This window comes from Paenibacillus sp. MT86 (genome assembly GCF_058792535.1).
Genome location: NZ_CM179499.1, coordinates 1,090,675 through 1,116,147 on the forward strand (window position 1 = coordinate 1,090,675; position 25,473 = coordinate 1,116,147).

The window sequence follows — 25,473 nt, forward strand, 5'->3', positions numbered from 1 at the left end:
CAACATATAGAGGCGACGCCGCGCTTAGCGCGCGCCGCCTTTACGTTTAAGGGGCGAAAGGTCGACTTATCGCTTTGCCCCGTAAATGATTCATGCAATGAAACGATATCGCGGGCAATATGAAATGATTCGGGAGGGGTAAACCATGGATATTTTGGTTATCGGAGGCGGCGGAAGAGAGCATGCCATCGTATGGGCACTGGCAAAGAGCCCGAAAGCAGGCACCATTTACTGTGCGCCGGGCAATGCAGGAATCGGGCAGCTGGCCGAGTGCGTGCCGATTGCGGTATCGGAATTTGATAAGCTGGCGGCTTTCGCCGTAGAGAAACAGGTGGGTCTCATTGTTGTCGGTCCGGATGATCCGCTTGCGGAAGGCATCGTGGATGCGTTTGACGCTACGGGCATCCCGGTATTCGGTCCGCGCAAAAACGCGGCCGAAATCGAGGGCAGCAAAACCTTCATGAAGGATCTGCTTCATAATTACGGCATACCGACAGCGGCTTACGCGAAGTTCGACAATTACGAGGAGGCGCTTGCTTACTTGCGCCAGCAAGGCGCGCCGATCGTCGTCAAAGCGGACGGGCTCGCAGCAGGCAAGGGCGTTACCGTTGCGCGGACCATCGAGGAAGCCGAGCAGGCACTCAGCGACATCATGCAATCGAAGGTGTTTGGCGATGCCGGAAGCCGCGTAGTTATCGAGGAGTTCCTGGAAGGCCAGGAAATGTCGATCCTCGCCTTTGTGGACGGAGAAACCGTGAAGCCGATGTCAGCCGCGCAGGATCACAAGCCGGCCTATGACGGGGACCAGGGGCCAAATACCGGAGGAATGGGAACGTATTCGCCATTGCCTCATATTCAGCCGTCCATCATCGAAGAGGCCATTGAGACGATCATCAAGCCTACGGCAAAAGCGATGGTTGCCGAAGGACGTCCGTTCCGTGGCGTTCTGTTTGCCGGATTGATGATCACGCCGGACGGCAGACCGAAGACCATTGAATTCAATGCCAGATTCGGCGATCCGGAAGCGCAGGTTGTATTGCCGCGCCTGAAGACCGATCTGCTTGACGTTTTCCTTGCTGCCGTGAACGGAACCCTGGCTGATCTTGAGCTGGAGTGGGGCGATGAAGCAGCCGTATGCGTCATACTGGCTTCCGGCGGTTACCCTGCATCGTATCCGAAAGGAATCGCGATCACCGGCCTGGACAACGAGCAGGACGGGACGATCGTATTTCACGCGGGCACTTCTCGCGATGCCGATGGAACCTGGAGAACGAACGGGGGACGTGTCCTGGGCGTTGTCGGTTTAGGCGCAGATATCGCTGCGGCACGCGCGAAAGCCTATGAACGGGCAGAAGCGATTGCGTTCGAAGGCAAGTTTAACCGGACGGATATTGCGCTGAAAGCACTGCAATAAGCAAGCTCATTCACTAACAACGATTCGTAAAAATAGAAGGACTGCCGCAGATCGGTTATTTTAAGATCGCAAGCGGTAGTCCTTTCGTGCTGTTATCGGAAATACATGTGAAAGCCAAGCTTAGAGGCAAGAGCCGCTCATGTCAGACCCGGGCACATCTGTTTCTATTTCCCTCTATTGTGCAAACGTTTGTTCAACAAGCAGGCATTTATGATGGCTTCTTGTCTCAAATAACGTGCAGAATGACAGGATTGCACAGGATCTGCACAACTATTTTTATGATAACTTACGAAATACAGTGAATACCGAAGGTAATAGAAGATTATATGCCTAAAATGGGGAAAAATGATCTGTGCAAACGTTTTTACATTCGATATTAAATGTTGTATGATGTTTTCAGTGAATGAAGCGCTTTCTCAACGGGATTTTTCCTGAGTATCTCGCCAGATGCTACATAGAAAAAGAGACGCTGAAAATTTTCTGAAATCGTTTGCGCAGATTTCCAACATTTTCTGATCATTTATTGAGAGGGGTAATCATGGAATGAAGATGAAGAAGTTACTTACGCTAGCTGCAACCTTCACGTTGGCGTTCTCCATTACAGCGTGCGGAGGAAATACGGCCGCACCAGCTACGGAGGCACCTGCTGAGACTCCGCCAGCACAGGAAACGCCGGCCGAAAATACAGAGACACAGGAACTTAAGCCAGAAGAAGGCGCGAAATTGGTCGTATGGGAAAGCCGGGACGAAAGAGCTTACACCGATGCGGTCGCCAAAGAATTTACCGAGAAATACGGCGTTGAAGTGACCATTGAAGAATTGTCCCCAACTGATCAAGTAACCAAGCTTGCACAAGACGGACCATCCGGCTTGGCTGCCGACGTCGTACTGTTCCCTCACGATAACCTGGGTAAAGCCGTAGCGACAAACCTGGTTCTGCCAAACGATTTTTATGAAGAAAAAACGAAAAGCAACAACACGGAAGCAGCCATCCAAGGCGTAAGCTATGACGGCGTTCTGTACGGATACCCTCGCGCTGCGGAAACTTACCTGATGTACTACAACAAGGACTTGGTAAAAGAAGTTCCGACAACGATGGAAGAGGTTATCGAATTCAGCAAGACCTTCACCGACAAATCCAAGAATAAGTATGGATTCATGTTCGAAACAGGCAACCTGTACTTCGCATATCCGTTCCTTGCTTCCAACGGCGGATACATCTTCGGTAACGGCGGTGCTGACGTCAACGATATCGGCCTGAACAACGAAGGCGCAGTGAAGAGCATGGAAGTATATGCAAGCCTTAAGGAAATCCTTCCGGTTAAATCCGGCGATATTACGCCTGATATCAAACGCGGATTGTTCACGGCCGGCGATCTGGCGATGGACATTAACGGACCATGGGAGCTTGGCGGATACAAAGAAGCGCTTGGCGACAAGCTCGGCGTTGCACCAATCCCGACGATCGGCGGTCAGCCTGCAGTATCGTTCTCCGGTATCAAAGCTTGGTACGTAAGCTCGTTCACGAAGTATCCGCAAGCAGCTCGTCTGTTCGCCGACTTCGCAACGTCCAAAGAAGCGCAATTGCAATTGAGCGCATTGGTTGGTTCGGTTCCGACCAACAACGAAGCTCAAGAAGACGATCAAATCAAGAACGACGAGTATGTATCGGCATTCACGGAGCAGTTCAAATCTTCCCAGCCGATGCCGTCCGTACCGGAAATGGCTAACGTATGGTCTCCAGTAGGCGCTGCGCTGGCTGAGATCTGGGACAACAACAAAGACGTGAAAGAAACGCTGGATAAAGCTGTAACTCAAGTGAAAGACCTCAACAGTGGTGGAGCTGGCGAGTAATAGCGTTCTTATATAATACGAGACAGATGAAGAAGTTCACCCGCCGAACAACCGGCGGGTGATTCCTCGATTATACGGAGAGGAGAATGGAGGGAGCATGCGTCAACATCGTATCACAGCGGCCGTATTATCAGCCATCTGCATGGGTCTGGGTCAGCTTTACAATCGGCAATGGATCAAAGGCGTTATTTTACTTATCGTAGGCGTATTCAGTCTGTATTACTTCATTAATAACCTGGGTGATGCCATCTGGGGAATGGTAACATTGGGAGAACAGGGGAGCCATTTAGAAAAAGTCAACGGCTTGACCCAAATGGTAGCGGGTGACCATTCCATCAATCTCCTGATTGAAGGACTTATCACCTTAATTATGTTTGCGCTCTTTCTTATTGGCTACTATGCCAATATCAAAAACGCATATAACGCTGGAAAACTAAGGGAAAAGGGTGTAACGCCCAACAATTTCAGACAGACCCTTTACTATATTTTCGAATGGAAATTTGCGCAATCTTTCCTGACACTGCCGGCGATCGGTATTTTGTTTTTTACGGTTATGCCGATCATCTTCATGGTCCTGCTGGCGTTTACGAACTATTCCGCTCCAAACAATCTGCCGCCTGCAAGCCTGGTGGATTGGGTTGGCTTCAAAACTTTTACCAATCTCGTTGCACTGAAATCGTGGAGCCACACCTTTTTCGGGGTTCTGACCTGGACGATCATCTGGGCGGTGCTCGCAACGGTTACCACGTATTTCGGCGGCGTGCTCGTGGCGCTGCTTATCCAACAAAAAGGAATTCGCTTCAAAGGCGTATGGCGCGTCATCCTGATCATTCCATATGCGATCCCGCAGCTGATCTCGCTGCTTGTCATGCGTAATATGTTTAACGGACAGTTCGGCCCGATCAACCAGTATTTAAGGTACTTCGGTTTGGAAGGACTGCCTTGGCTGACCGATCCGGTCTGGGCTAAAGTGACCGTTATCGTTGTTAATATGTGGGTCGGTATCCCTGTATCCATGCTCCTCGTGATGAGCGTTCTGACCACGATTCCGAAGGATCTCTATGAAGCGGCGGACGTGGATGGAGCGACCGGCTTCCAGAAGTTCAAAATCATTACCCTGCCGATGATTTTGTTCTCGACGGCACCGGTACTGATTACGCAATTTGCCGGTAACATCAACAACTTTAACTTGATTTTCCTCCTGACGAACGGTAACCCGGTGGTGGGCGACTATCAATACGCGGGAGCGACGGACCTGCTCGTCACCTGGCTCTATAAACTGACGCTGGATCAGCAGCGTTACAGCATGGCATCGGCCATCGGTATTATCATCTTCATGATTATTGCGACCTTCTCGATTTACAATTATCGTCGTACCAGATCATTCAAAGAGGAGGATATGATCCAATAATGGGAATTAAAATGAGAAACGCGATCCGCCTGACGGCAAGCTACATCACGCTTGTCATCATCGCGATCGGCTGTATTTACCCGGCGCTCTGGATTGTTCTGGCCTCTTTCCGTCCCGGAAAGTCGTTGTACAGCAAATCCTTGATACCAGAATCCTTCACGCTCAGTCATTATAAAGAGCTGTTCACGTCCCAAAGCTTCCTGTTTGGCACATGGTACATGAACACGCTGAAAATTGCGGTGTTCTCCATGATTATCGGGACCATTCTTGTCCTGCTTACTAGTTATGCGGTATCCCGCTTCCGGTTCAAAGGCCGTCAGAATGCGCTGTCGGTTATTCTCGTGCTGGGGATGTTCCCGGGCTTCATGAGCATGATCGCCCTGTATATCCTGTTGAACTCCCTGGACCTGCTGAATACGCATGCCGCGATGATCATCGTGTATGCGGCCGGGGCGCCGCTTGGCGGAACGCTCATCATGAAGGGCTTCCTGGATACGATACCGCGAAGCTTGGATGAAGCGGCGAAGATTGACGGAGCCACCAACTTCCAGATCTTCCGCAAAATCATTCTGCCGTTGTCGAAGCCGATGATCACGTATATGGGCTTGACGCTGTTCGTAGGCCCGTGGGTAGACTTTATCTTTGCCCGGCTCGTGCTCCGGACCAAGGAAAACTGGACGCTTGCCGTCGGTCTGTGGGATCTCGTCAACTCCACCCAGGACAGCAACTTTACGTTATTCGCTGCGGCATCGGTGCTGATCGCACTGCCGATCACCCTGCTGTTCGTGTTCCTGCAGCGTTTGCTGGTCGACGGCATGACGGCCGGCGCAAGCAAAGGGTAAGCCCAAAAACGGATAGACCAACGCACGATATCATCATAAGACATATAGATAGAGAGAACAGCGAAGAGACACAGCCGGTAAATGCCTTGCTGTGTCTTTTTGCATGTATGCATGCAATCAGGGGGTACATAACATGAACATGACAAAGCGTTTTCAATTCAAGGCGGTCGGCATGAAGCTGTTTGTTATCTTTTTTACAACGATCGTGCTGTTATCTTCGGCGCTGGGGTTATTGTCGTATTCCATCTCCAAGGACACGGTAATGGATCAGGTATCCGAAGCGACCTCGGGGCAGATGATGCAGGCTGCGGACAAGCTGGATTTTCTGCTGGCCCAGTATGAAGCCGCCTCCCGCCAGTGGGCGCTGGACACGGTGCTTCGCGAAGATCTGGTGACGGTCAGCACGGCGGATATCGGCATTCGGGACAAAACCCAGGCCGAGAACCGGATCCGTGAGAAGCTGAACGGGATGGCATCTTCGGATAAACGTCTGCAGGGCATGCGTCTGGTCGCGCCCAATCTTCAGGCTCAGAGCTCCTATAACTCCACGGGCTATTCGGGCATGTCTTCTTCGGACGGGGTGAAGGCGAAGATCGACCGGATTATTCAGGCCGATGGCGAACCGGTATGGTTCCCGACAGAGGTCAAGGGTTTTATGGAGAACGAGAATACCGCCACCATGACGATGGGGAGATTGCTGAAAAACCTGAAAAATCCGAATGCGCAGTACGTACTGCTGATGGATGTCAAGGACGAGGCGGTCGGCGAGGTGCTGGCGAATCTAAAAATAGGGAATAACGGACAGATGCGGATCGTGGCCGAAGATAACCGGATCGTGCACGACATGGACCCGGCTCAGCTGATGCAGCCGTCCGTCATTACGGTTCCTTCAGACGCCGAGGAAGGGGGGATCTACTATACCGCCGACGAGCAGATGGTGGTATATACGCCTTTGAAGACGGCCCCATGGCATATGGTCGGCTTTGCTCCCGTTAGCGATTTCGTGCAGGCCACTGACAAATTGCTTGCCGTTACGCTTGCGGTCATTGTGGCAGCGGTTCTGGTTGCTGTTCTGATCGGCTACTATATGATGCGTACCGTCGGCCGACCGCTGAACCAGATGTGCAGCCTGATGGAAGAGGGAGAGCAGGGGAACTTAAGGGTGCGGACGGAATTCCGCCGTGCCGATGAAATAGGCCGTCTGGGTCAGAGCTTCAACCGGATGATGGGGCAAATCTTGGCTTTGGTCGATCAGACGAATGCGTCGGCGAAGGAAGTGCTGGTTACGGCCGAGGAATTGGCCGAAGCCTCAAGAGGAACGTCGCTTACGGCCGGAGAGATCGCGGCCGCCATGGAACAGATTGCCCAGGGAAGCGGAAGCCTGGCCATGGAGGCCGAACGCGAGAACCAGCTGGCCGAGAACATCGGCGTCCGGATGAGCAAGGTGTCCGATACGAATCAGGTGATCGCGGCCGCGGCGGATCGCGTGCTCCGGGTAACGGGGGAAGGCGCGCAGCATATGGACAGCCTGGTGGAGAAATCGACGCGGATTAACCAGGTGAACCGGGCGATCGTCCAGAATGCGGAGAAGCTGAAGGATAATACCGCATCGATCCACAAAATATTGGAGCTGATGTCGGAGATCACGCATCAGACCAACGTGCTGTCCATTAACGCGACGATTGAGGCTGCCCGCGCCGGGGCGGCAGGCAGCGGCTTCATGGTGGTTGCCAATGAAGTGCGGAGCCTCGCGGATCGTTCCAAGGAGTCGATCCAGACCGTAGGCGCGATGATTCTCGACATTCGGCGCGAGGTGCAGGGCTCCGTGGATGCTTTGACGTCGGCATCGCCGCTCTTTGACGAGCAGCTGCATTCGGTGCAGGAAGCACAGGGTGTCTTTGATAACGTGCGTCACGAGATGGATGCGCTCTTAACCGAGATCAGCGAGTCTACGCATGCGGTGGAGGTTCTGATCGATTCCCAGCTGGCGCTGACCGACTCCATCTCGGAGGCGAGCTCGATTGTCCAGGAAACCAGCGCCGCCACGGAGGAGGTCGCTTCGATGTCGTCCGAGCAGTTCAAGGTGAGCGAGAAGCTGGTCGGCCTGTCGTCGCGATTGGAGGAGCTGTCGGAGGGCTTGCGTAAATCTTTGGTGATGTTTAGGACGTAAATGGTTTTCGATTGCTGCGTGAAAATGATGTGGGCTATCAGCACTCCGCATGCGGATCATGCTTCCGATCCCTGTTACCCCGGATTTCTATTGGAACGATATTTATGGTTGAAATCCGGGGATAAAGGGGACCACTTCGTTTCTCCACCATGATTCCGCCTGCTCCGTTGAAGCTTGTCCGGAATCGATTCGTCCTCTCCGCTACTGCGTGCTAAACGCAAAACCATTTACGCTAGTGGGGGAAGAAAGAGGCCGATGAAGGGGAGCATCTTCATCGGCCTTTTTTGTTGGTGGGCGTGTTACTCGGGAACGCAAGTGCAGGATCGTTGAGTTGTCCCCTCTGCTTGTTGAGTTACAGCCTGCTGAGACGCTCTCCCTTTGGGAATTGCTCATGCTGTGCAGAGGAATGTCGAGTTACTGCCTGCTGAGACGCTCTCCCTTTGGGAATTGCTCATGCTGTGCAGAGGAATGTCGAGTTACTGCCTGCTGAGCATGCTCTCCCTTTGGGAATCGCTCATGCAGTTCAGAGGGAATGTTGAGGTGCTTTGTGCGTAACGAGCTATTGCTGCTGGAATTATGACTGCATGAACAAAACCAGCTCCGGGATCATATCCGGAGCTGGTTTTGTTTAGGTGCCGCTCTTCGGTAAGAGCTAGACGTTCTTGAACTTACGGCTGCCAGTTCACGTTAATGGTGGCCGTTCCGCTCGTTGGAGCGGTAAAGGTATGGTTCGAACCGCCTTCCCACGTTACCGTCGAGCCCTGTTTTTTCAGGAATTTGAATTCGATGGTTTTGCCGGCGGGAACGCTGACGTCATAGTACCAGGTTGGGTATTGGTAGATGACCTGGTTGTACAACGGACCGATGGCTTTGGCCGGGTCCCAGTTGCCGAGCTCGCTTACGCTGCCTGCCAGGTACACGTTCTGTCCGAGCGCGGTGGTAGCGTTGTTCACCACAAAGCGCACGCTGACTTGATCCCCGCTCAGCACTTCGAAGTTGTCATGCACATTGCTTGAGGTTCCGGCGCTGTTGGCGATTTTGATGTTATATACGCCTCCGGCAACGGCAGGGATTTTCACCTTGATCTGCGTGTCTTCCCAAGCCGTAACGTTAGCGCCGGTAACTGCCGTCGTGCCAAAGTATACCGTGCCTTTGGTTGCTCCGAAACCGCGGCCGTCAATGGTGACGGTTGCGCCCGGTTTGGCCATCATCGGTCCTACGTGCCCGATGGTTGGCGTAGTCACGGCCGTGGTGTACTGCCATACGGCCGTACCGCCCGCTGCCAGCGTGAAGTTGGAGGCGGATCCGCCGGAGCCGACGGTCAGATTGTTACCGTTCAGGAGGCCGCCCAGCACGTCGGTGTAGCTGCCGGCCGGCAGTGAGGTTACCAACCCCGTAATGGAAGCCGGCGTGTTCACGTTGCGGTTGACGGCGATGACGGCCACGTTGTTGCCGAACTTGCGCTCGTAGATCAACACATCGTTGTTGATCCAGCGCTCCTGCGTCGTCCCGTAAGCGATGGCCGGGTTGGATTTGCGCAATGGCGCCAGCTTTTTAATTACCTGATAAGCCGTAGTCGTGGTAGAGAAAGAAGGAATTCGAGCCCGGTTGTCGGGATCGTTCCCGCCGGACATGTATTGCTCGGTTCCGTAATAGATGGCTGGCACGCCGCGTGAAGTGAGCGTGAAGGCGAGCGCTTGCTCCAGCTTCCGGCGGTTGGCGCTGTTATTGTGGAATCGTTCCATGTCATGGTTATCGATGAACGTGACCTGATCCTCCACCTGGAGGTAATCGGCCGCAGAGCCCTCCAGCATGGACTTCAGTCCGTACATATTGTCGGTGTTGTCCCTGAATACCTGGCGAACCTTCTGCGCGAATCGGAAATCCAGCAGGCTCATGCCGGATTCGTTGGCGAACTTATGGTTCTCGGCACTCACTTCGTTCACCCCGAGGAACCATTCGCCGAAGGTGAAGACCGGCTTGTAATTGTTGACGGTGGCCATGAAGCTCTTCTGCCAGCCGAACGGCATATGTTTTACCGCATCCATCCGAATGCCGTCAATGCCCAGATCAAGCCACATTTTAATGGCATCCTTCAGGTAGGTATCCACTGTGCTGTTGTTGTGGTTCAGATCGGCAAGATCGTACAGGTTTTTGTAAATCCCGTTCTCTGTCGTCGAGAAATCCGTGCCTCCGTTATGATGGAATAAATTCTGCGTATCGCCGGTGTATCCGCCGAGGAGGGTGCCGTTGTTGTACAGCTTGCCGTTCTCCGCGAACGACGGCTGGTCCGAGGAAGCGGGAGACGTGTGGTTCGGTGCGAAGTCGATGATGACTTTGATGTTCTTGGCATGGGCGGCAGCGATGAGGTTCTGGAAATCGGCGATCGTGCCGTACGCCGGGTTCGTTTTCTTGAAGTCTCTGGCCCAATAACCATGGTATGCGGTGTTGTTCACGCCGGAATAGTTGATGACGCTGTAGATGTTCTCGACCGGCTGGGAGATCCAGATGGCGGTAACGCCCATGCCGGTCAGGTAGCCGTCGTTGATTTTGTTGATGATCCCTTGCCAGTCGCCGCCGCAGTACAGCCGCAGGTTGGTGCAGGTACCGTCAAAAGCCGGGCCGGTCGGATTGTTGGCAGGATTGCCGTCGGAGAAACGGTCCGTAAAGATTTGATAAATGACATCCGTGCTGAAATTTTGCTTGTTGGATACCGAGGTATCCGGAGCTGCATGGACTGGGCCGAGCAAGCTCAGCGCCAGGGACAAGCTAAGGGCAAGGGCGGTTGTCAGTTTGTAGAATTTTTTCATCGTATTCCTCCTATGTAGCAGTTATTGAATGGGGGTTGGTTCAATGAGCAAACCGAAGCTGCGGGGAATCACCTCCTGTACCAAAGATAGGGCAACAAAAAACCCCGGCATCTCCTGAAGAGAAACCGGGGTTGTTCCATACCGGGTGTGCGGTGACGGAATGCATGGCCCTTAAATTATGCGAGTGTTTGATTTCAACAATATTGTAAATAAAAGCGTATTCATGTGTCAATATGTAATATCCAAATAAAAGGAAATTAATATTTCATGTCATGAAATTAAATTTTATAATCCTTGTTTATTATTGAAACAAAATTTTACAGGCCATATAATAGGTTTAGCAAGCGTTTACAATTTGAAGATCAGTTCATGTGAAAATGGCGTGTTTGTTGTTTAGTTGATCCAACTCGAGGCCTGGAAGCAAAGGAGGGAAGTTCAATGGAGACTCATGTGAAGGCCGGTGCAGAGCAGCTGGGCTTGGGAGTCAAGGGAGTGAAGGCGGCGTGCGCCGCCATTGAACGCGAGATAGACGCGGGTACGACGCCGGGTGCCGTACTGGGCGTTCTGCATGAAGGCAGGACATGGTTCTACACAGCAGGTTATGCCAATCCTAATCCGGTGCAGGGCCAGCCTGTGCCTGTTAGCGAGGATACGTTATACGACTGTGCATCCTTGACCAAGGTGGCGGTCACGCTCCCGTTGATTCTGCAATTGATCGATGATGGAGTTCTGACCTTGAGCACAAAAGCGAGCGATATGCTGCCTTCATTCGGAACGGCAGGCAAAGAAGAGATAACGGTAGGCCAGCTGCTGACGCATACTTCCGGGCTCCAGGCGGATATGAACCTGCATTCCCATGGCTGGGACAGGGAGCAGATGTGGGATGCCGTTTTTTCAGCGCCGCTTGCAGCGAAGCCGAATACCGAAGTGATTTACAGCGATTTGGGGTATCTGACGCTTGGTCGCATCATAGAACGGTCGCTCGAGCTGCCTTTGGACCAAGCGTTTAAGCGATGGGTGTCGGATCCGCTGGGCATGCATCACGCAACGCTGACTCCTTCGCCGGGTCAGGCGCACCGTTATGCCGCAACGGAGCATGATGAATCCATCCAGGATCATCTGTGCGGGATCGTCCATGACGAGAAGGCGCGGGCTTTGGGCGGCGTGTGCGGCCATGCGGGATTGTTTGCCACGGCAGGGGACCTGCTGCAGTATGCCCGAATGTGGCTTGCACAGGGCGCGGTTCCGGCGGTGGAAGCTGCGAAGGCGAAAGCCGGCGAACCGAGGCTCCTATCTCGGGCTGCGGCGGCTACGGCCACCCGTCCCCATACGAGTCATATTCAGGGCTCGAGCCGTGGTTTGGGATGGGTGCTGAAAGGGGATAAGATGGACGCCTCGGGAGATTGGATGAGCCCATACTGTTACGGGCATACCGGCTTTACCGGAACCAGCCTGTGGATCGATCCCGAGTCTGATCTTGCGGTCGTTCTGCTGACCAACCGCGTATATGGGGGGCGGAGCAGCAGCGTGGCTCAGCTGCGCGCACAGGTCCACAACGCTTTGAAGGGAGCCGTGGCAGGGTAAGACTGGAATACGGCATATGGTTGACAGCCGTCCAAGCATGCCCCAGCTCACGAACCGTTTGCACAGGGAGCAGTGCGCACGATGTACAAAATATTTGTCGTTCGATTCCGCAGCGGCAGCAATCCGAAGCCGAGCTAACGCCGGATGGACATTAAGCAATGCCTCCTGATGTCGGTACATTTATGGGAGCTGCTGCATAGATAATTCGTCCAGACATGGAGGATTGGTGAATGGAGATCAACCGGTCGCATGCCGTTAAGCGGCAATCGCCGCCGATCCAAGGCTTACGATTATAAGGAGGGATAACGTAATGGCGAGTTTAACCTACAGGTCTTACCGGCCTGGAGACGAGGAAGGGATCACGGCTCTGTGGAACGCCTGTCTGCCGGGAGATCCCGTCACCCGGCTTCGTTTTCGAAATCTGGTGCTGCTCGACCCGAACTTTGATCCGCAGGGACTGCGGATCGCGGAGCACGAGGGCCGCATAGTGGGCGTCCTGTATGCGGTGCGCCGGAAATTGCCGATGATCGGCACCGAGCTGGACCCGGATCACGGCTGGATCACCTTCTTCTATACCGATCCATCGGTTCGAAGAATTGGGGTCGCGTCGCGGCTGCTGCAGGAAGGCGAAGATTATCTTCGTCATCATGGGCGCAGCAAAGTCTTTTTCTCCTCGTATGCCCCGAATTATATCGTTCCGGGCATTGATGGGGAGCGCTATCCGGAGGGCTTGGCGTGGCTTGCGGCCAGCGGTTTTAGCCGCAATTACACGGCGGTTGCGATGGACCGCTCCCTGGTTGGTTTCCATATGCCGCCGGAGGTTGCGGAGCTGAAGCGGCAGCGGGAGCATGAAGGCTTTACTTTCAAGCCGGCTCAGGACAGCGATCTGGTGGAGCTGATCGAGTTTGCGACGGACGTGTTTAACCCGGATTGGGGCCGGGCGATTCGCGAAGGATTGCTGCAGCGATTAACAACGGATCAGATCCTGATCGCGCGCGATCAAGGGAAGCTGGTAGGCTTCTGCCTGCATGGCGGATATGAGGGCGTAGCTGAACGATTCGGTCCGTTTGGCGTGGATCCGTCGATGCAAGGGAAAGGTCTCGGAAAAATACTTTTGTATGACTGCCTTGCCCTTATGCGTGCTCAAGGACTGCATGGTGCCTGGTTCCTCTGGACGGGCGAGCAGAGTCCCGCAGGCCATCTGTACCGCAAAGCCGGCTTCGACGTGACGCGCCGGTTCGAAATTATGAGCAAGCCGCTTCAATAGATAGCTTCGACTACATGGATATACAAAGGAGAGATTACATTGACGGAAGCAAAGCAGCAACACATTTTGGCGATTGGCGGGCATGCGGGCGATATGGATCTTACGGCAGGAGCCGTGATCGCCAAATACACGCAGGCTGGCCACAAAGCGACGTTTCTTCATCTAACGCCGGGAGAGAAGGGACACCCCCGTCTGACGCCGGAGGAGTACGCAAAGCAAAAGATTGACGAAGCTCACCAATTTGCCGATATCGTCGGCGCGGATGTGCGGTTCCTTGCTTACAAGGATGCCGAGCTTCCGCTGGACGAGGAAGTGAAGTATCAGGTCGCCGACGTCATACGGGAAGTGAAGCCGGATATCATCATCACGCATTGGAAGGAGAGCATTCATAAGGATCATTCCAATACGCATTATATCGTGGAGGACGCCCGCTTCTACGCGGGCTTGAAGACGATTGAGCGCGAGCTTCCGTCCCACTATGCCCAGCATTTATACTATGCGGACAATTGGGAGGACCCGTACGATTTCCATCCCGAGGTCTTCATCGACATTCCGGACGAAGCCTATGAAACGTGGGTGAGAGCCATGAACGTATACGCTTATGCGCGCGGGGAAACCTACGGCTTCCCGTTCATCGAATACTACAAGGCGCTCACGATCGTACGGGGAGCGCCGATGAACTTCAAGCGCGCGCAGGCCTTCGCGGTTCCGAGAGGCGCGTTGACCAAACGGTTACAATTTTTCTAAATATATGGTTTTTCATCCAATCAACTGGAATAATCGCTAACATTCTCACAAAAAAATTGTGAGAAATACCAAAACATCCACTGACATTATACCTATCTTTTGATATAATGAGTGATGTTACGGGGGAACACGTACGGAATCATATATAGAGAATACAAACAGGAGAGGAAGTCTTCCATATCGGAGGCTTCCTCTCTTTTCGTTTCGTTCGTCAAGAATTGCGAAGAATGGGGACATAGCGTTTCCGATTGCAGCTCTAGCGGGGAGGCGAGGCAGAAGGGCAGCTGTTGCATTTTTCAAAATCCATGGTATGATGTATTTAAAGAATCTTAAATTTAAGATATTTAGGCGTGATTTTAGGGCAGCCTATGATGGGATCGCCGCGTAATTTATGATGTGATTTTTCAGGGCAGACTTTGGTCCTATTGAGCTATTCCAGGGCATTCTAACGAACATTAATGGTGTCAAACGGATTCGAAATTGAACCATATCACCAATCGAAGGGAGACTATAAACATATGGAACATACGCATATTTACCGCCAGGGAACCTCTCCGGAGGCACCAACCTTGCTATTGCTGCACGGCACCGGGGGTAACGAGGAGGATTTGCTGCCGCTGGCCGAGATGATCTCGCCCACATCGAATGTGCTCGGCGTCCGCGGGAACGTGCTGGAGAACGGCATGCCGAGATTTTTCCGCCGTCTGGCCGAAGGGGTGTTTGATGTAGAGGATCTCGTGAAACGCACGCATGATCTGAATGAATTTCTGAACTGGGCAGCTGCCGAGTACGATTTTGACCGCAGCCGCATCGTTGCCGTCGGGTATTCAAACGGCGCCAATATTGCGGCCAGCCTGCTGTTCCACGAAGGGGACGCGCTGCAAGGGGTCATCCTCCACCATCCGATGGTTCCGCTGCGGGATAAAACCTTGCCGGATTTGACCGACGTTCCGGTCTTTATCGCGGCAGGCCGGCGCGATCCGATGTGCACGCCGCAGGAGAGCGAGGATCTGAACGAACTATTGAGCGGGGCAGGCGCGGACGTGAAGCTGCATTGGGAGAACGGGGGACATCAGCTCAGCCGTGCAGAGGTCGGGATGGCCGCTGCCTGGTTTAAGGAGAAGTTCCTGTAATACCGGGCATGCCAAGTTCCATGATGCGTTCCCTGTCTAATCAAGTAAAAATGAAAGCGAATATGATCAAAATACCGTCAATACGTTGGCGGTATTTTTTTTATACTTAACCCATCGAATAAGAATCGAGGGGGTCCGACATGGCACAGACAATGGAGACGATGAAGAAGCCTGGCGCCCAGCCGACTCGGGAGGACAAGTCCAGGGGATCCTTGCAGCGGGGAGAGAACCTATGGGGGATCGCATTCGTAAGCCCGATGCTGATCGGCGTTATCATTTTGGTGCTGTTTCCGATATTGGCTACGCTCGTGCTGGGTTTTGCCGATTGGAATTTCGTGCAGGGCTGGGACGGCATCCAGTGGGTCGGGTTTCAGAATTTCCGCCAGCTGCTGGAGGATGACATGTTTATTAAGTCGGTACGCAACAACATCTTGTTTCTCCTGACGGTTCCGGTCTACATGATGATCTCGATGACGCTGGCCATTTTGATCGACCGGTTTGTCTATATGAAGGGCTATTTTAAAGTGGCTTACTTCATGCCCTACATATCCAACATCGTGGCAGTAGCCGTGGTATGGCAGGTACTGTTCCAGCCGTCCTACGGTCCGATCAACGAAATACTCCGGACGCTCGGGATATCCGATCCGCCCAAGTGGATCGCCGATCCGAATTTCGCGCTGATTTCCATTATGCTGATATCGATCTGGATTTCCATAGGCTTCAATCTGATTATCTATATCGCCGGGCTGCAGTCCATTCCGAAGGATCTGTACGAAGCGGCGGATATCGATGGAGCGAACGGCTGGACCAAGTTCAGGCGCATTACGCTGCCCCTGCTGTCGCCGACATCATTTTTCCTGCTGGTGACGGGCGTCATCTCCACGTTCAAGGTCTTTGATATCATTGCTGTTATGACCCAAGGGGGACCGATCGGCTCGACGACGATGATGGTCTGGTATTTATACGATACGGCATTCGTCAACCTGAAGGTTGGTTACGCATCGTCCATTGCCGCGGTTCTGTTTGGTTTCGTTATGCTGATTACGCTGGGTCAGTGGGCTGCTCAGAAGAAGTGGGTCAATTACTAGGAGGGAGGGCGCAATATGGGGACAAGAGTCGGCGTCGACTGGCGCAAGCTCATCGTCACGATCGCGATGTTCGCGGTGAGCATTCTGTTTCTCCTTCCTTTTATCTGGATGCTGGTTACATCCTTTAAGGTGGAGCGGGACGTATTCGTATATCCGATTCAATGGATTCCGCGGGAGTGGAACGCGATTCAGAATTACAAGGAGGTATGGTTCGGGGATTATCCCTTCTACCTCTATTATTGGAACTCGATCAAGGTCAGCATACTGACCACGATCATCTCGGCCATGGTATCCGCCTTGGCGGCCTACGGCTTCTCCAAAATCCGGTTTGCCGCCGGCAATTGGCTGTTCATCATCGTGCTGGTGACCTACATGATTCCGGGCCAGGCCATCCTGATCCCGCAGTTTATTCTATACCGCAACATCGGGCTGTTCGATAACCATTTCGGGCTCATTATGCTGGGAAGCTTCAGCGTGCTCGGAACGTTCATGCTCAGGCAATTCTTCATGGGGGTGCATCAGGAATTCATCGAATCCGCCAAAATCGACGGCGCGAACCATCCGCGAATCTTCTGGTCCATTGCGCTGCCGCTGGTAAAACCCGCTGTTGCCACGTATGCGATCCTGCGGTTCATCTGGACGTGGAACGATTATCAGAATCCGCTCATCTTCCTGCGGACGGACCGGCTGTTCACGATTCCGCTGGCGATGCAGAAGTTCACGTCCTTGAGCGGAGAATTCTATTCCCTGATCATGGCGGCTGCCGTGTCGGCGATATTCCCGCTACTGATCGTTTTTATCATCGGCCAGAAGAGCGTCATCGAAGGCATTGCGCTGGGCGGGGTCAAGGGCTAGGGATCTCGGGAATGAACGGGGTAAAAATAGTTCCAACATCAGTAAAGATTGTTTTATGGTTATGATGTAAGCGCTCTATATAATGTGGATAGTCACAGCTAGAATCGTCACGACCTTACATACCGATATCAATGGGGAGGGTTATAGACAATGATGAACAAGAAATGGTGGTCAGGCGTTCTCGCGGCCGCGATGGTGATCGGCTTGCTGTCCGGCTGCGGCGGAGCGAAAGAGAATGCGGCGCAAGGTGATTCCGCGCAAGGCGGGGGCAAGACCAATCTGAGGCTGTACACCTATGGCACGGAGGAAGCTTACAATTGGAAGAAAACGATCCAAGCCTATGAAGAGGCAACGCCGGGCGTGACCATTGAGCTGGTCCAGCTCAGCGAGAAGGGGGATACGCAGGAGGCATTCAAGAAGCTTGACCTGGAGGCGGCATCCTCGGCCCAGATGGACATCCTGATGTTCAGCGATCCGGCGGGTTATGCGCAGCGGGTGGCGCTCGGCATGGCCGAGCCGCTGGACGACTTTATCGCGAAGGACGGCTACAGCGTGGAAACGGATTATAAAGTGGATACCCGCCTCGACGGCAAGGTCTATGCGCTGCCCGGCAAGTTTAACCCCTGGTATGTGCTGCTGAACAAGGATCACCTGGAGGAAGCGGGGCTGCCGGTTCCGACGGACTGGACCTGGGACGAATATGCGGACTATGCCAAAAAATTGACCCAGGGCGAAGGAGCGTCGAAGCGCTACGGGACGTACTTCCACGGTCCGCAAGGGGGCGGATGGCTGGAATTTCTGAAGCTGATGATGGCCAATCAGCCTCAGGATACCGACTATTTGAAGGCTGACGGCTCTTCCAATCTGGATAACCCGACCTTCAGGCAGACGCTGGAGCTGCGCGTGCGGATGGAGAAGGAGGACCAATCCTCGGTGCCTTATACGGACATGATCTCCCAGAAGCTGAATTACCGGACCCAATTCTTCAATCAATCCGCGAGCATGATCACGATCGGCAGCTGGATGAACACGGAGATTGGCGGAACGGATAAAGTGCCGCTGGACTTCAATGTCGCCGTAGCCCCATTCCCGAAAAACGAGGCAGGCGATCCGACGGGACTTACGCCGGTAACCACGGATTACGTGGCGGTGGCGGCCAAGTCGAAGCATAAGGAAGAGGCCTATAAGTTTGTCCGCTGGTATACAACGGAAGGGCAGATCGTGCAGGGCAAGAACATTCCGGCCTGGCAGCAGGTGAAAACCGAGCAGGTGGAGGAGATCATCGACACCATTCTGGCGGGCACGAAGAGTCCGGAGAAGGTAGACAAGAAATCGCTCGTGGACACATTGGTTGCCTCGAAGGCCTCGGCCATCGTGCCGCCGGCGCCTTATCAGGCGGAAGTGTACGAGGCGGTGAACGAGGAATACGAGAAACTGATACTGGGCAATCAGGATATTGACCAGACCATCGCGAATTCGCAGGAGCGAGTGAACAAAATTATAGAATCCAACAAAAAATGATCTGGTATAATAGACAAAAAAATCGGGACGAAACTCTTCGTCCCTTTTTTTGAATTCGCGTACATTATTCCCGTCACGCCATACCCGAGGTGGATTCTATGCCCGCACGATTGAAGAGCCTGATCCCGAGCTCCATCAGGCATAAGCTGATATTGGCTGCCGTCACCTGCATCGTGGTTCCTGCCATCGTCAGCTTGATTCTGTATAATTCGTTAACGAAGGAAGCCTTGAGGCAGCAGGCGGTATCCAACGCAAGCGATGCCCTTCAGCTGGTCCGCGGATCGGTGACGAATCTGCTCTTAAGCAAAATCAATATCGCCAACTATATCCAGATGAATTCCGGTTTGAATTCCTATTTCAAGCAGGTGGTATCCGGCAACGAAGACCCGGATCCTTATCGCAGGTTCATTGAATCCAACCGGGTGCTGGAGCATCTGGACAGCTTGACGGTCGTCGGCGAGAAAAGCTATGTCACCGTCATTCTGGAGAACGGCTCCTATTACATGAATTATTCCGTAAGCGATTACAATCCGCTCGATTACAGGCAGCGGCCTTGGTTTGGCCAGATTTCGGAGCTGCAAGGCTTGGAGTCCCTATGGACGGAGCCGGAGGCCACGATGTTCCGCTCCGACCAGATCGATCATCCGACGCAATTATCGGTGGTTCGAACGCTCCGGCTGCCGGATTCCGAAATTTACGGCTACGTGATCGTGACGTTCATGGAGGATCAGATCAGCGGGATTTTCAACTCCCTTTCGGAAGGCAACGATATGGTGCTGCTGGATGCCAAGGGAACCATCGTTTCCGGCACTCATCAGAGCCAGATCGGAACGACCTTTGCATATCACGATGACTTGGATCAAGAAAAGCCGTATTCGATCGTGCCGATGAAGGGGGAGAAGCAGCTGATGGTACACCAGGACATCCCGTTTGCCGGGTGGCGCCTGGTGCTGATGCAGCCGTACAAGGATGCGATCGTCAATATCAACTCGATTTTCAACCGCGTGTTTTGGTTCCAGATGTGCTCCTTCTTGATCTTTCTGCTGCTGCTCATTGGACTTGTCCGTGCGTTTACCAAGCCGTTAGTCAAGCTCGGTAAAGTCGCAACCGCCGTGCAGCGCGGAAATTTGGAAGTGAGGTCGCATGTTCATGGCAATGATGAGGTTGGACGGCTGGGGCATTTATTCGACGACATGCTGGACCGGTTTAAAGCCATGATCTCGGAAATATCCGAGAACCAGGCGAGAAAACGAAAAGCGGAGCTCCGAATGCTCCAAGCCCAGATCCATCCCCATTTTCTGTTCAATGTCCTGAATTCGATCCGGATGAAGGTCATGAAACGAGGCGATCCCGAAAGCGCGAAGATGATCGGCTCCCTGTCCGTGCTGCTCCGCATGACGATCAGCCGCGAAGAGGACGAGATTGCGCTACATGAAGAAATCGACCTGATCTCGCATTACGTCGCCCTGATGAACCTTCGGCAGAAGGAGGAGGTCAGGCTGGAGCTGGATATCGCGCCGGAGGCTTTCCTCTTTAAGGTGCCGCGCTTTTTTCTGCAGCCGATCGTGGAGAATGCATTAATCCATGGGCTCAACCAGCAGGCAGGGACGATTCGGATTGCAGCCGCCATGAAGGGCAGGCATCTCGTGCTGGCGGTGAAGGACGACGGCATCGGCATGGATGCTGCGATGAGGGAATCGATTGCCCGGAGAATCCAGGGCGGAACCGCCGGATCTTCGATGCAGGAGGAGGCAAGCGGAGGCAGCTTCTCCCATATCGGTCTGCAAAATGTGATGGAACGGATGAGCATGGTGTTCGGCGAGGCTTTTCAATGCCACGTCTACAGCGAGTTTGGCCAAGGAACGGTGATCGAGATGTATATACCGGAAAGAGGGAATGCGGATGTATAACGTGATGCTGGTGGACGATGATTACCCGGTCATTGAGCTGTTGTCGGAGGCCATCTCGTGGAATGAGCTGGGCTTGAATCTGATGGGAAGCTATGAGAACGGAATGAGTGCTTGGGAGGAAGCGAGATCTTCGCCCCCGGACATTCTGATTACGGATATCGGCATGCCCAAAATGAACGGGCTTGAGCTGTCCGCACGCATCAAAGAAGTGAAGGCCGATGTGAGGATCGCCATTTTGTCCTGCCACAACGAATTCCAATATGCCCAGCAGGCCATGCGCCTGAACGTGCAGGATTATCTGCTGAAGGATACGCTCGACCCCGAGGAGCTGGCACAGCTGCTGAGGCGGTTCAAGCAGGCGATGGACGAGGAAGCCCAGAAGGGCTGGGAGCGGTCGCGGATGATCCATCTGGTGGACGAATCCAAGGAGCTGCGGAAGGAGCAGAGCCTCAAAAATTTCATCCATCAGCCCTTGCTGTCCCCCGAAACATGGCGGCATGAGCTGTCGGAGTACGGAGTGCTGAAGCTGGGTTATCACTGCCTACCCGTGGTCGGACATCTGGAGGATGTCCGGGAGATCAAGCACCGCTTCGCTTCCAACCAGACGCTGCATTTTGCCCTGGGCAACGTGCTGCGGGAGGTGCTGGATCAACTGAATCCGGATGCGGTGCATGTCCTATATGATGCAAAGTCTTCGTTGCTCCTGTTCGCGTATCGACCCGGCTTGGGCAGCAACATATACGATGAGGCCGCCGCCTGCCTGAAGGAGGTGCAGCGGACGCTCGAGCGCGTGCTGCGAATCCGCATGTCGTTCTTGATCGGCAGGGGGTGCGCGGAGCCGGAGGGCTTAAAGGCAGGGCTCAATGAACTGCTGGCCTGCCGGCATCAACGATTCTATCTGGAGCCGCAGGAGATATCCAAACTGAACGGAGCACTTGAACAGAAAAGTCTGCATGGGGATCCCGATCTCTTTGCTTATTATGACCGGGCCAGTTCGGAGCTGCGGGAATCGCTGCTCGGAAAAGAGGGGTTATGCGCGGTGCGCGACACAGTCGATCGGTGGATCTCATGGATTCAAGAGAAGCGGTACGCACCGGAATCGGTCAAGGACTGGGTATTGAAGCTCCTGCTGGATCTGAAGCTGAGGCTTCATCTACTGCATTCCCTGTCACCTGCCTATACGGCCGATGCGCTTCATAAAGAGATCATGGACATGGATTCCCTGAACGAGCTGAAATCCTGGCTTCACGATTATTTGGAATCCACCCTGCAGGCTATGGATCACGGATTCGGGGGCAGCAGACGATCGGAAGTGGCGGAGGCCTGCAAATACGTGTCCCTTCGGCTTGACCAGAGGATCACGCTGGATGACGTTGCCGGCTGCCTGCACCTGAATCCGAGCTATTTCAGCCGCATGTTCAAGAAAGAAACCGGCGTCACCTTCATCGAATACGTTACCCGGATGAAGATGGAGCGCGCCAAGGAGCTGCTGCGGCAGACAGACCGCACGGTCGGGGAAATCTGCGAAAGTCTGGCCTACGACAATGTGAGTTATTTCAGTAAGACATTCAAGGCGTATGCGGGAGTAACCCCCGTAGAGTTCCGGAACGGTTGAACGGGAGTTGAAACGGGCGTCTGAACGGGCGTCGAAATGGGGAGGAGGTTTTAGTCCGATGAACAGGATGCAGGAGCTGACAACGATTGCGAACGGGATGGCTCCCGCCGATCTGCGGATGTATTACCTAGGCGGGGACCAGAGGTCATTCTGGGAAGGCATTCAGCGAAGCGGGGATTACGAGCAGGACATATCCGAGATTCGGGAGGAAGGGGAGCGGCTGCTGTCTGTCCCGAACCCGGCGCTGACGTATGACTTATTCACCCGGTTTGCCCGGCAGGGAACGAGGCTGGATTATGAGAAGGTGTATTTCGAGCGTAGGCGCCGGCTGAATACCTTTGCCCTGCTGACCCTTCTCGAGCCGGATAAGGAAGCGTACCGGATTGCTCTCCAGGAGATGATCTGGTCCATCTGCGATGAGTATACCTGGTGTTTGCCGGCGCATCTGAACGCGGAATCGCCCGGCGGCATCAAGGGGACGATTGATCTGTTCAGCGCCGAGACCGGGTTTACCCTCAGCGAAATTCGCGTGCTGCTGCGGGACTATCTGCCTTCGCTGCTGATCTCAAGAATCGAGGAGGAAGTTGAAGCGCGGTTGTTCATCCCTTTCCTAAGCCGTGAGCACGGCTGGGAGACGGCGACGCATAATTGGTCTGCCGTCTGTGCCGGTTCCATCGGCTCCGCCGCGCTGCTGCTTATGGAAAGCGGGGAATCACTTGCGAAGGTTCTGCTGAAGACGGAGCGGTGCATGGATTATTACCTGCAGGGATTTGGTGCCGATGGAGCCTGTCTGGAAGGGCTGGGATACTGGAATTACGGGTTTGGTTATTTCGTGTATTACGCCGATTTGCTGCGCAAGCGTACCCGGGGCGAGATGGACTGGTTCCGATCGGAGAAGGTCGGCCGCATCGCCTTGTTTCAGCAGCAGGGCTTTTTAGGAGGCAAGGCCGTCGTCAACTTCTCCGATTCGCAGCCGGAAAGCACGGTACATATCGGCTTGTCTCATTATCTGGCCGGATTGTACGCAGACTTCGAGTCTCCGCCGCAGTCTCTCCGGTCGGGTTACCGCGACGACCATTGCAGCCGCTGGGCTCCGGCTTTGCGCAACCTGATCTGGCGGAACCCCTTGCTGGCGGGAAGCGATTGGGAAGAGGCAAGTTATTATTTGCCCGATGCCCAGTGGCTGATCTCCCGCAGCTCCCATGGAGGCGAGGTGTACGCGTTTGCCGCCAAGGGCGGCAGCAACGGCGAGCCGCACAACCATAATGATCTTGGGCATTTTATTCTGTACGGCGCCGGGGAAGTTTGGTGCTCGGATCTCGGCTGCGGCGAGTACACGGCGGAGTATTTCGGCGAAGGACGGTATGGCTATGATTGCAACGGCTCCCAAGGCCACTCCGTGCCGATCATCGACGGCCATGTTCAGCAAGAGGGCCCGGATAGCGCCGCGGTTGTATGGGAAGCGGTGACGGGTGAAGCCGTGGATCGGCTTGCGCTTGAGCTGACCTCGGCCTACCGGGTTCCTGCGCTTCAGTCATTCACGAGGACGCTGGAGTGGAACAAGCAGGGGAACCGGCCGGAACTGACGCTGAGCGACCGGTTTACGTTCGGTTCGCCCCCGGAGAGTCTGGTGGAGCGGATCGTCACCAGGATACGGCCCGAGCTGGTACTGATCGATGGCCGGCAGGCTGTTAGGTTGCGGGCACCGGGTACTTATGAGCAAGCAGAGGCAGGAGGACCGGAAGTCGTTCAGGCCTTAGAAAAGAAGAAGGAGCCGATTGCAGCTGAAGAAGGGACCGGGGAGCAGCCTAAGGTACAGGACACAAAGCCGGATCCTGCCTTTTCCGTGGACGACAGGCCCGGCCTGCTGATCCACTATGATAACGACCATGTGGAGCCTGAGCTGACACGCCATGTTTTCCGTGATCACTTCGGCAAGGAAGCGGCTTGGTATGCCGTGGATTTTAAAGTGAAGGCCCTTGGCTTGCATGCGAATATCGATTTCAGATTTCAATTCATATGAACAGAGGAGTGGAGAGGAATGAAAACGGAGGTCGCTTTGGATTGGTTGACGGAGGCATGGGAAAAATCGCTTGCGAAGGCGCGGCGGAACGTAGCGCGGATCGGCGCGAGGTTTCCGCATGCCAGCCAGAATGGCGTCTACCAGGTGGAGCCGCCGCATTGGTGGACGGCCGGCTTCTGGCCGGGCATGCTGTGGCTTCTGTACAACGATAGCGGGGTGGCGGAGCTTAGAACAACTGCCGAGCAGTGCGAGGTCATTCTGGATGACCTACTGAACCAATATGTGCGTCTGGACCATGATCTCGGCTTCATGTGGACGCTGACCAGCATGGCTTCCTACAAGCTGACCGGCAGCGAACAGTCCAAGGTACGCGCGCTCAAGGCAGCCAACTACCTGGCTGCACGCTTCAACCTGAAGGGACAGTATATCCGAGCCTGGAATCCGTGGTCGGAAGGGGAGGATAACTCGGGCCTCGCGATCATCGATTGCGCCATGAATACGCCCCTGTTGTTCCTGGCGTCGCAGATCAGCGGCGATCCCCGCTACCGGCATATGGCCGAAGCGCATATGGACACGGTGGTCCGGGACTTCGTCCGGCCGGACGGTTCCGTCTATCACATCGTACGATACGATCCGGTTACCGGTGAGCGCCTGGAAGGGATCGGCGGGCAGGGCTTTGCGCCGGAATCTGCCTGGTCCAGGGGAACGGCGTGGGCGATTTACGGCTTGACGCTTGCCTACCATCATACGGGCAAGTCGATATACCTCGATACGGCCAAAACGGTGGCGCATTTCTTTCTGGCGAACCTGCCGGAAGACCATGTGCCGTTCTGGGATTTCCGCGCGCCGGACGATGCCCGCATCTACCGGGATTCGTCCGCCGGTGCCTGCGCCGCCAGCGGGCTGCTGCTGATGGCTGACAAGGTGGAGCCGGGACAGGCGGCCGTATACCGGACATCAGCGGTCCGGATTCTGAAATCGCTCTACTGGAATTACGGCACATGGGACAACGATGGGGAGGAAGGGCTGATACTCCATGGAACCAGCCACTATCCGGAGGGCAAGAATATCGACGTGCCCCTGATTTACGGCGACTTTTTCTTTGTGGAAGGACTGGCGCGGCTGAGAGGGAAGGGGCCGTTTTACTGGGAATAACGGAGATTGAAGCGGCGCTCTGGAAGGAAATAGTAGAAGTAAGGCAAGGAAGAGGATAAGGGAATTAGAAGAAG

The 25,473-nt window shown here is 54.2% G+C and carries 17 protein-coding genes; 16 read left to right on the forward strand and 1 reads right to left on the reverse strand.

Going from position 1 to position 25,473, the window contains the following annotated elements:
- Window positions 1-145: 145 nt before the first annotated feature.
- The 5 genes from purD to AC3RCL_RS04700 all read left to right on the forward strand — a co-directional run bounded on the left by purD (window position 146) and on the right by AC3RCL_RS04700 (window position 7,691).
- On the forward strand, window positions 146-1,414 hold the full coding sequence (gene purD, locus AC3RCL_RS04680) for a phosphoribosylamine--glycine ligase (RefSeq protein ID WP_492534656.1): 1,269 nt from the start codon (window positions 146-148) through the stop codon (window positions 1,412-1,414).
- Between the two features lie 543 nt (window positions 1,415-1,957).
- Complete coding sequence (locus tag AC3RCL_RS04685; protein ID WP_009592303.1) at window positions 1,958-3,268, forward strand: sugar ABC transporter substrate-binding protein; 1,311 nt, start codon at window positions 1,958-1,960, stop codon at window positions 3,266-3,268.
- Between the two features lie 97 nt (window positions 3,269-3,365).
- Entirely contained in the window at window positions 3,366-4,679 is a 1,314-nt protein-coding gene (locus AC3RCL_RS04690; protein ID WP_009592315.1) for a sugar ABC transporter permease, read from the forward strand.
- Window positions 4,679-5,521: a sugar ABC transporter permease gene (locus tag AC3RCL_RS04695; protein WP_009592355.1), complete on the forward strand. Its 843-nt coding sequence runs from the start codon at window positions 4,679-4,681 to the stop codon at window positions 5,519-5,521. The genes AC3RCL_RS04690 and AC3RCL_RS04695 overlap by 1 nt, the downstream gene beginning before the upstream one ends.
- Window positions 5,522-5,654: 133 nt before the next feature.
- Window positions 5,655-7,691, forward strand: coding sequence for a methyl-accepting chemotaxis protein (locus tag AC3RCL_RS04700; protein WP_492534657.1), 2,037 nt, complete (start codon window positions 5,655-5,657; stop codon window positions 7,689-7,691).
- Between the two features lie 668 nt (window positions 7,692-8,359).
- Here the strand turns inward: AC3RCL_RS04700 and AC3RCL_RS04705 are convergent.
- Entirely contained in the window at window positions 8,360-10,501 is a 2,142-nt protein-coding gene (locus tag AC3RCL_RS04705) for an alpha-amylase family glycosyl hydrolase (RefSeq protein WP_492534658.1), read from the reverse strand.
- Between the two features lie 438 nt (window positions 10,502-10,939).
- Between AC3RCL_RS04705 and AC3RCL_RS04710 the strand changes: the two genes are divergently transcribed.
- The 11 genes from AC3RCL_RS04710 (at window position 10,940) to AC3RCL_RS04760 (ending at window position 25,399) form a co-directional block, all read left to right on the forward strand.
- Entirely contained in the window at window positions 10,940-12,085 is a 1,146-nt protein-coding gene (locus tag AC3RCL_RS04710) for a serine hydrolase domain-containing protein (protein ID WP_492534659.1), read from the forward strand.
- A gap of 310 nt (window positions 12,086-12,395) precedes the next feature.
- Complete coding sequence (locus AC3RCL_RS04715; protein ID WP_492534660.1) at window positions 12,396-13,352, forward strand: GNAT family N-acetyltransferase; 957 nt, start codon at window positions 12,396-12,398, stop codon at window positions 13,350-13,352.
- Window positions 13,353-13,391: 39 nt separating this feature from the next.
- Entirely contained in the window at window positions 13,392-14,099 is a 708-nt protein-coding gene (locus tag AC3RCL_RS04720) for a PIG-L deacetylase family protein (protein WP_332296448.1), read from the forward strand.
- Between the two features lie 518 nt (window positions 14,100-14,617).
- Window positions 14,618-15,232, forward strand: a complete 615-nt coding sequence (locus AC3RCL_RS04725) for an alpha/beta hydrolase (protein ID WP_492534661.1) — start codon at window positions 14,618-14,620, stop codon at window positions 15,230-15,232.
- A gap of 140 nt (window positions 15,233-15,372) precedes the next feature.
- The gene (locus tag AC3RCL_RS04730; RefSeq protein ID WP_251499896.1) at window positions 15,373-16,320 is read left to right on the forward strand and encodes a carbohydrate ABC transporter permease; all 948 of its coding nucleotides are present in this window, start codon (window positions 15,373-15,375) and stop codon (window positions 16,318-16,320) included.
- A 15-nt stretch (window positions 16,321-16,335) separates the two neighbouring features.
- Window positions 16,336-17,175, forward strand: coding sequence for a carbohydrate ABC transporter permease (locus AC3RCL_RS04735; protein WP_012819107.1), 840 nt, complete (start codon window positions 16,336-16,338; stop codon window positions 17,173-17,175).
- Between the two features lie 150 nt (window positions 17,176-17,325).
- Window positions 17,326-18,696 (forward strand): ABC transporter substrate-binding protein, encoded by a 1,371-nt coding sequence (locus AC3RCL_RS04740; RefSeq protein WP_012819108.1) that lies wholly within the window; start codon window positions 17,326-17,328, stop codon window positions 18,694-18,696.
- A 98-nt stretch (window positions 18,697-18,794) separates the two neighbouring features.
- The gene (locus AC3RCL_RS04745) at window positions 18,795-20,606 is read left to right on the forward strand and encodes a cache domain-containing sensor histidine kinase (protein ID WP_492534662.1); all 1,812 of its coding nucleotides are present in this window, start codon (window positions 18,795-18,797) and stop codon (window positions 20,604-20,606) included.
- Window positions 20,599-22,221, forward strand: coding sequence for a response regulator transcription factor (locus AC3RCL_RS04750; protein WP_492534663.1), 1,623 nt, complete (start codon window positions 20,599-20,601; stop codon window positions 22,219-22,221). Before AC3RCL_RS04745 ends, AC3RCL_RS04750 begins: the two co-directional genes overlap by 8 nt.
- Before the next feature lie 58 nt (window positions 22,222-22,279).
- Window positions 22,280-24,244, forward strand: coding sequence for a heparinase II/III family protein (locus AC3RCL_RS04755; RefSeq protein WP_492534664.1), 1,965 nt, complete (start codon window positions 22,280-22,282; stop codon window positions 24,242-24,244).
- A gap of 18 nt (window positions 24,245-24,262) precedes the next feature.
- Complete coding sequence (locus AC3RCL_RS04760; protein ID WP_492534665.1) at window positions 24,263-25,399, forward strand: glycoside hydrolase family protein; 1,137 nt, start codon at window positions 24,263-24,265, stop codon at window positions 25,397-25,399.
- Window positions 25,400-25,473 lie beyond the last annotated feature (74 nt).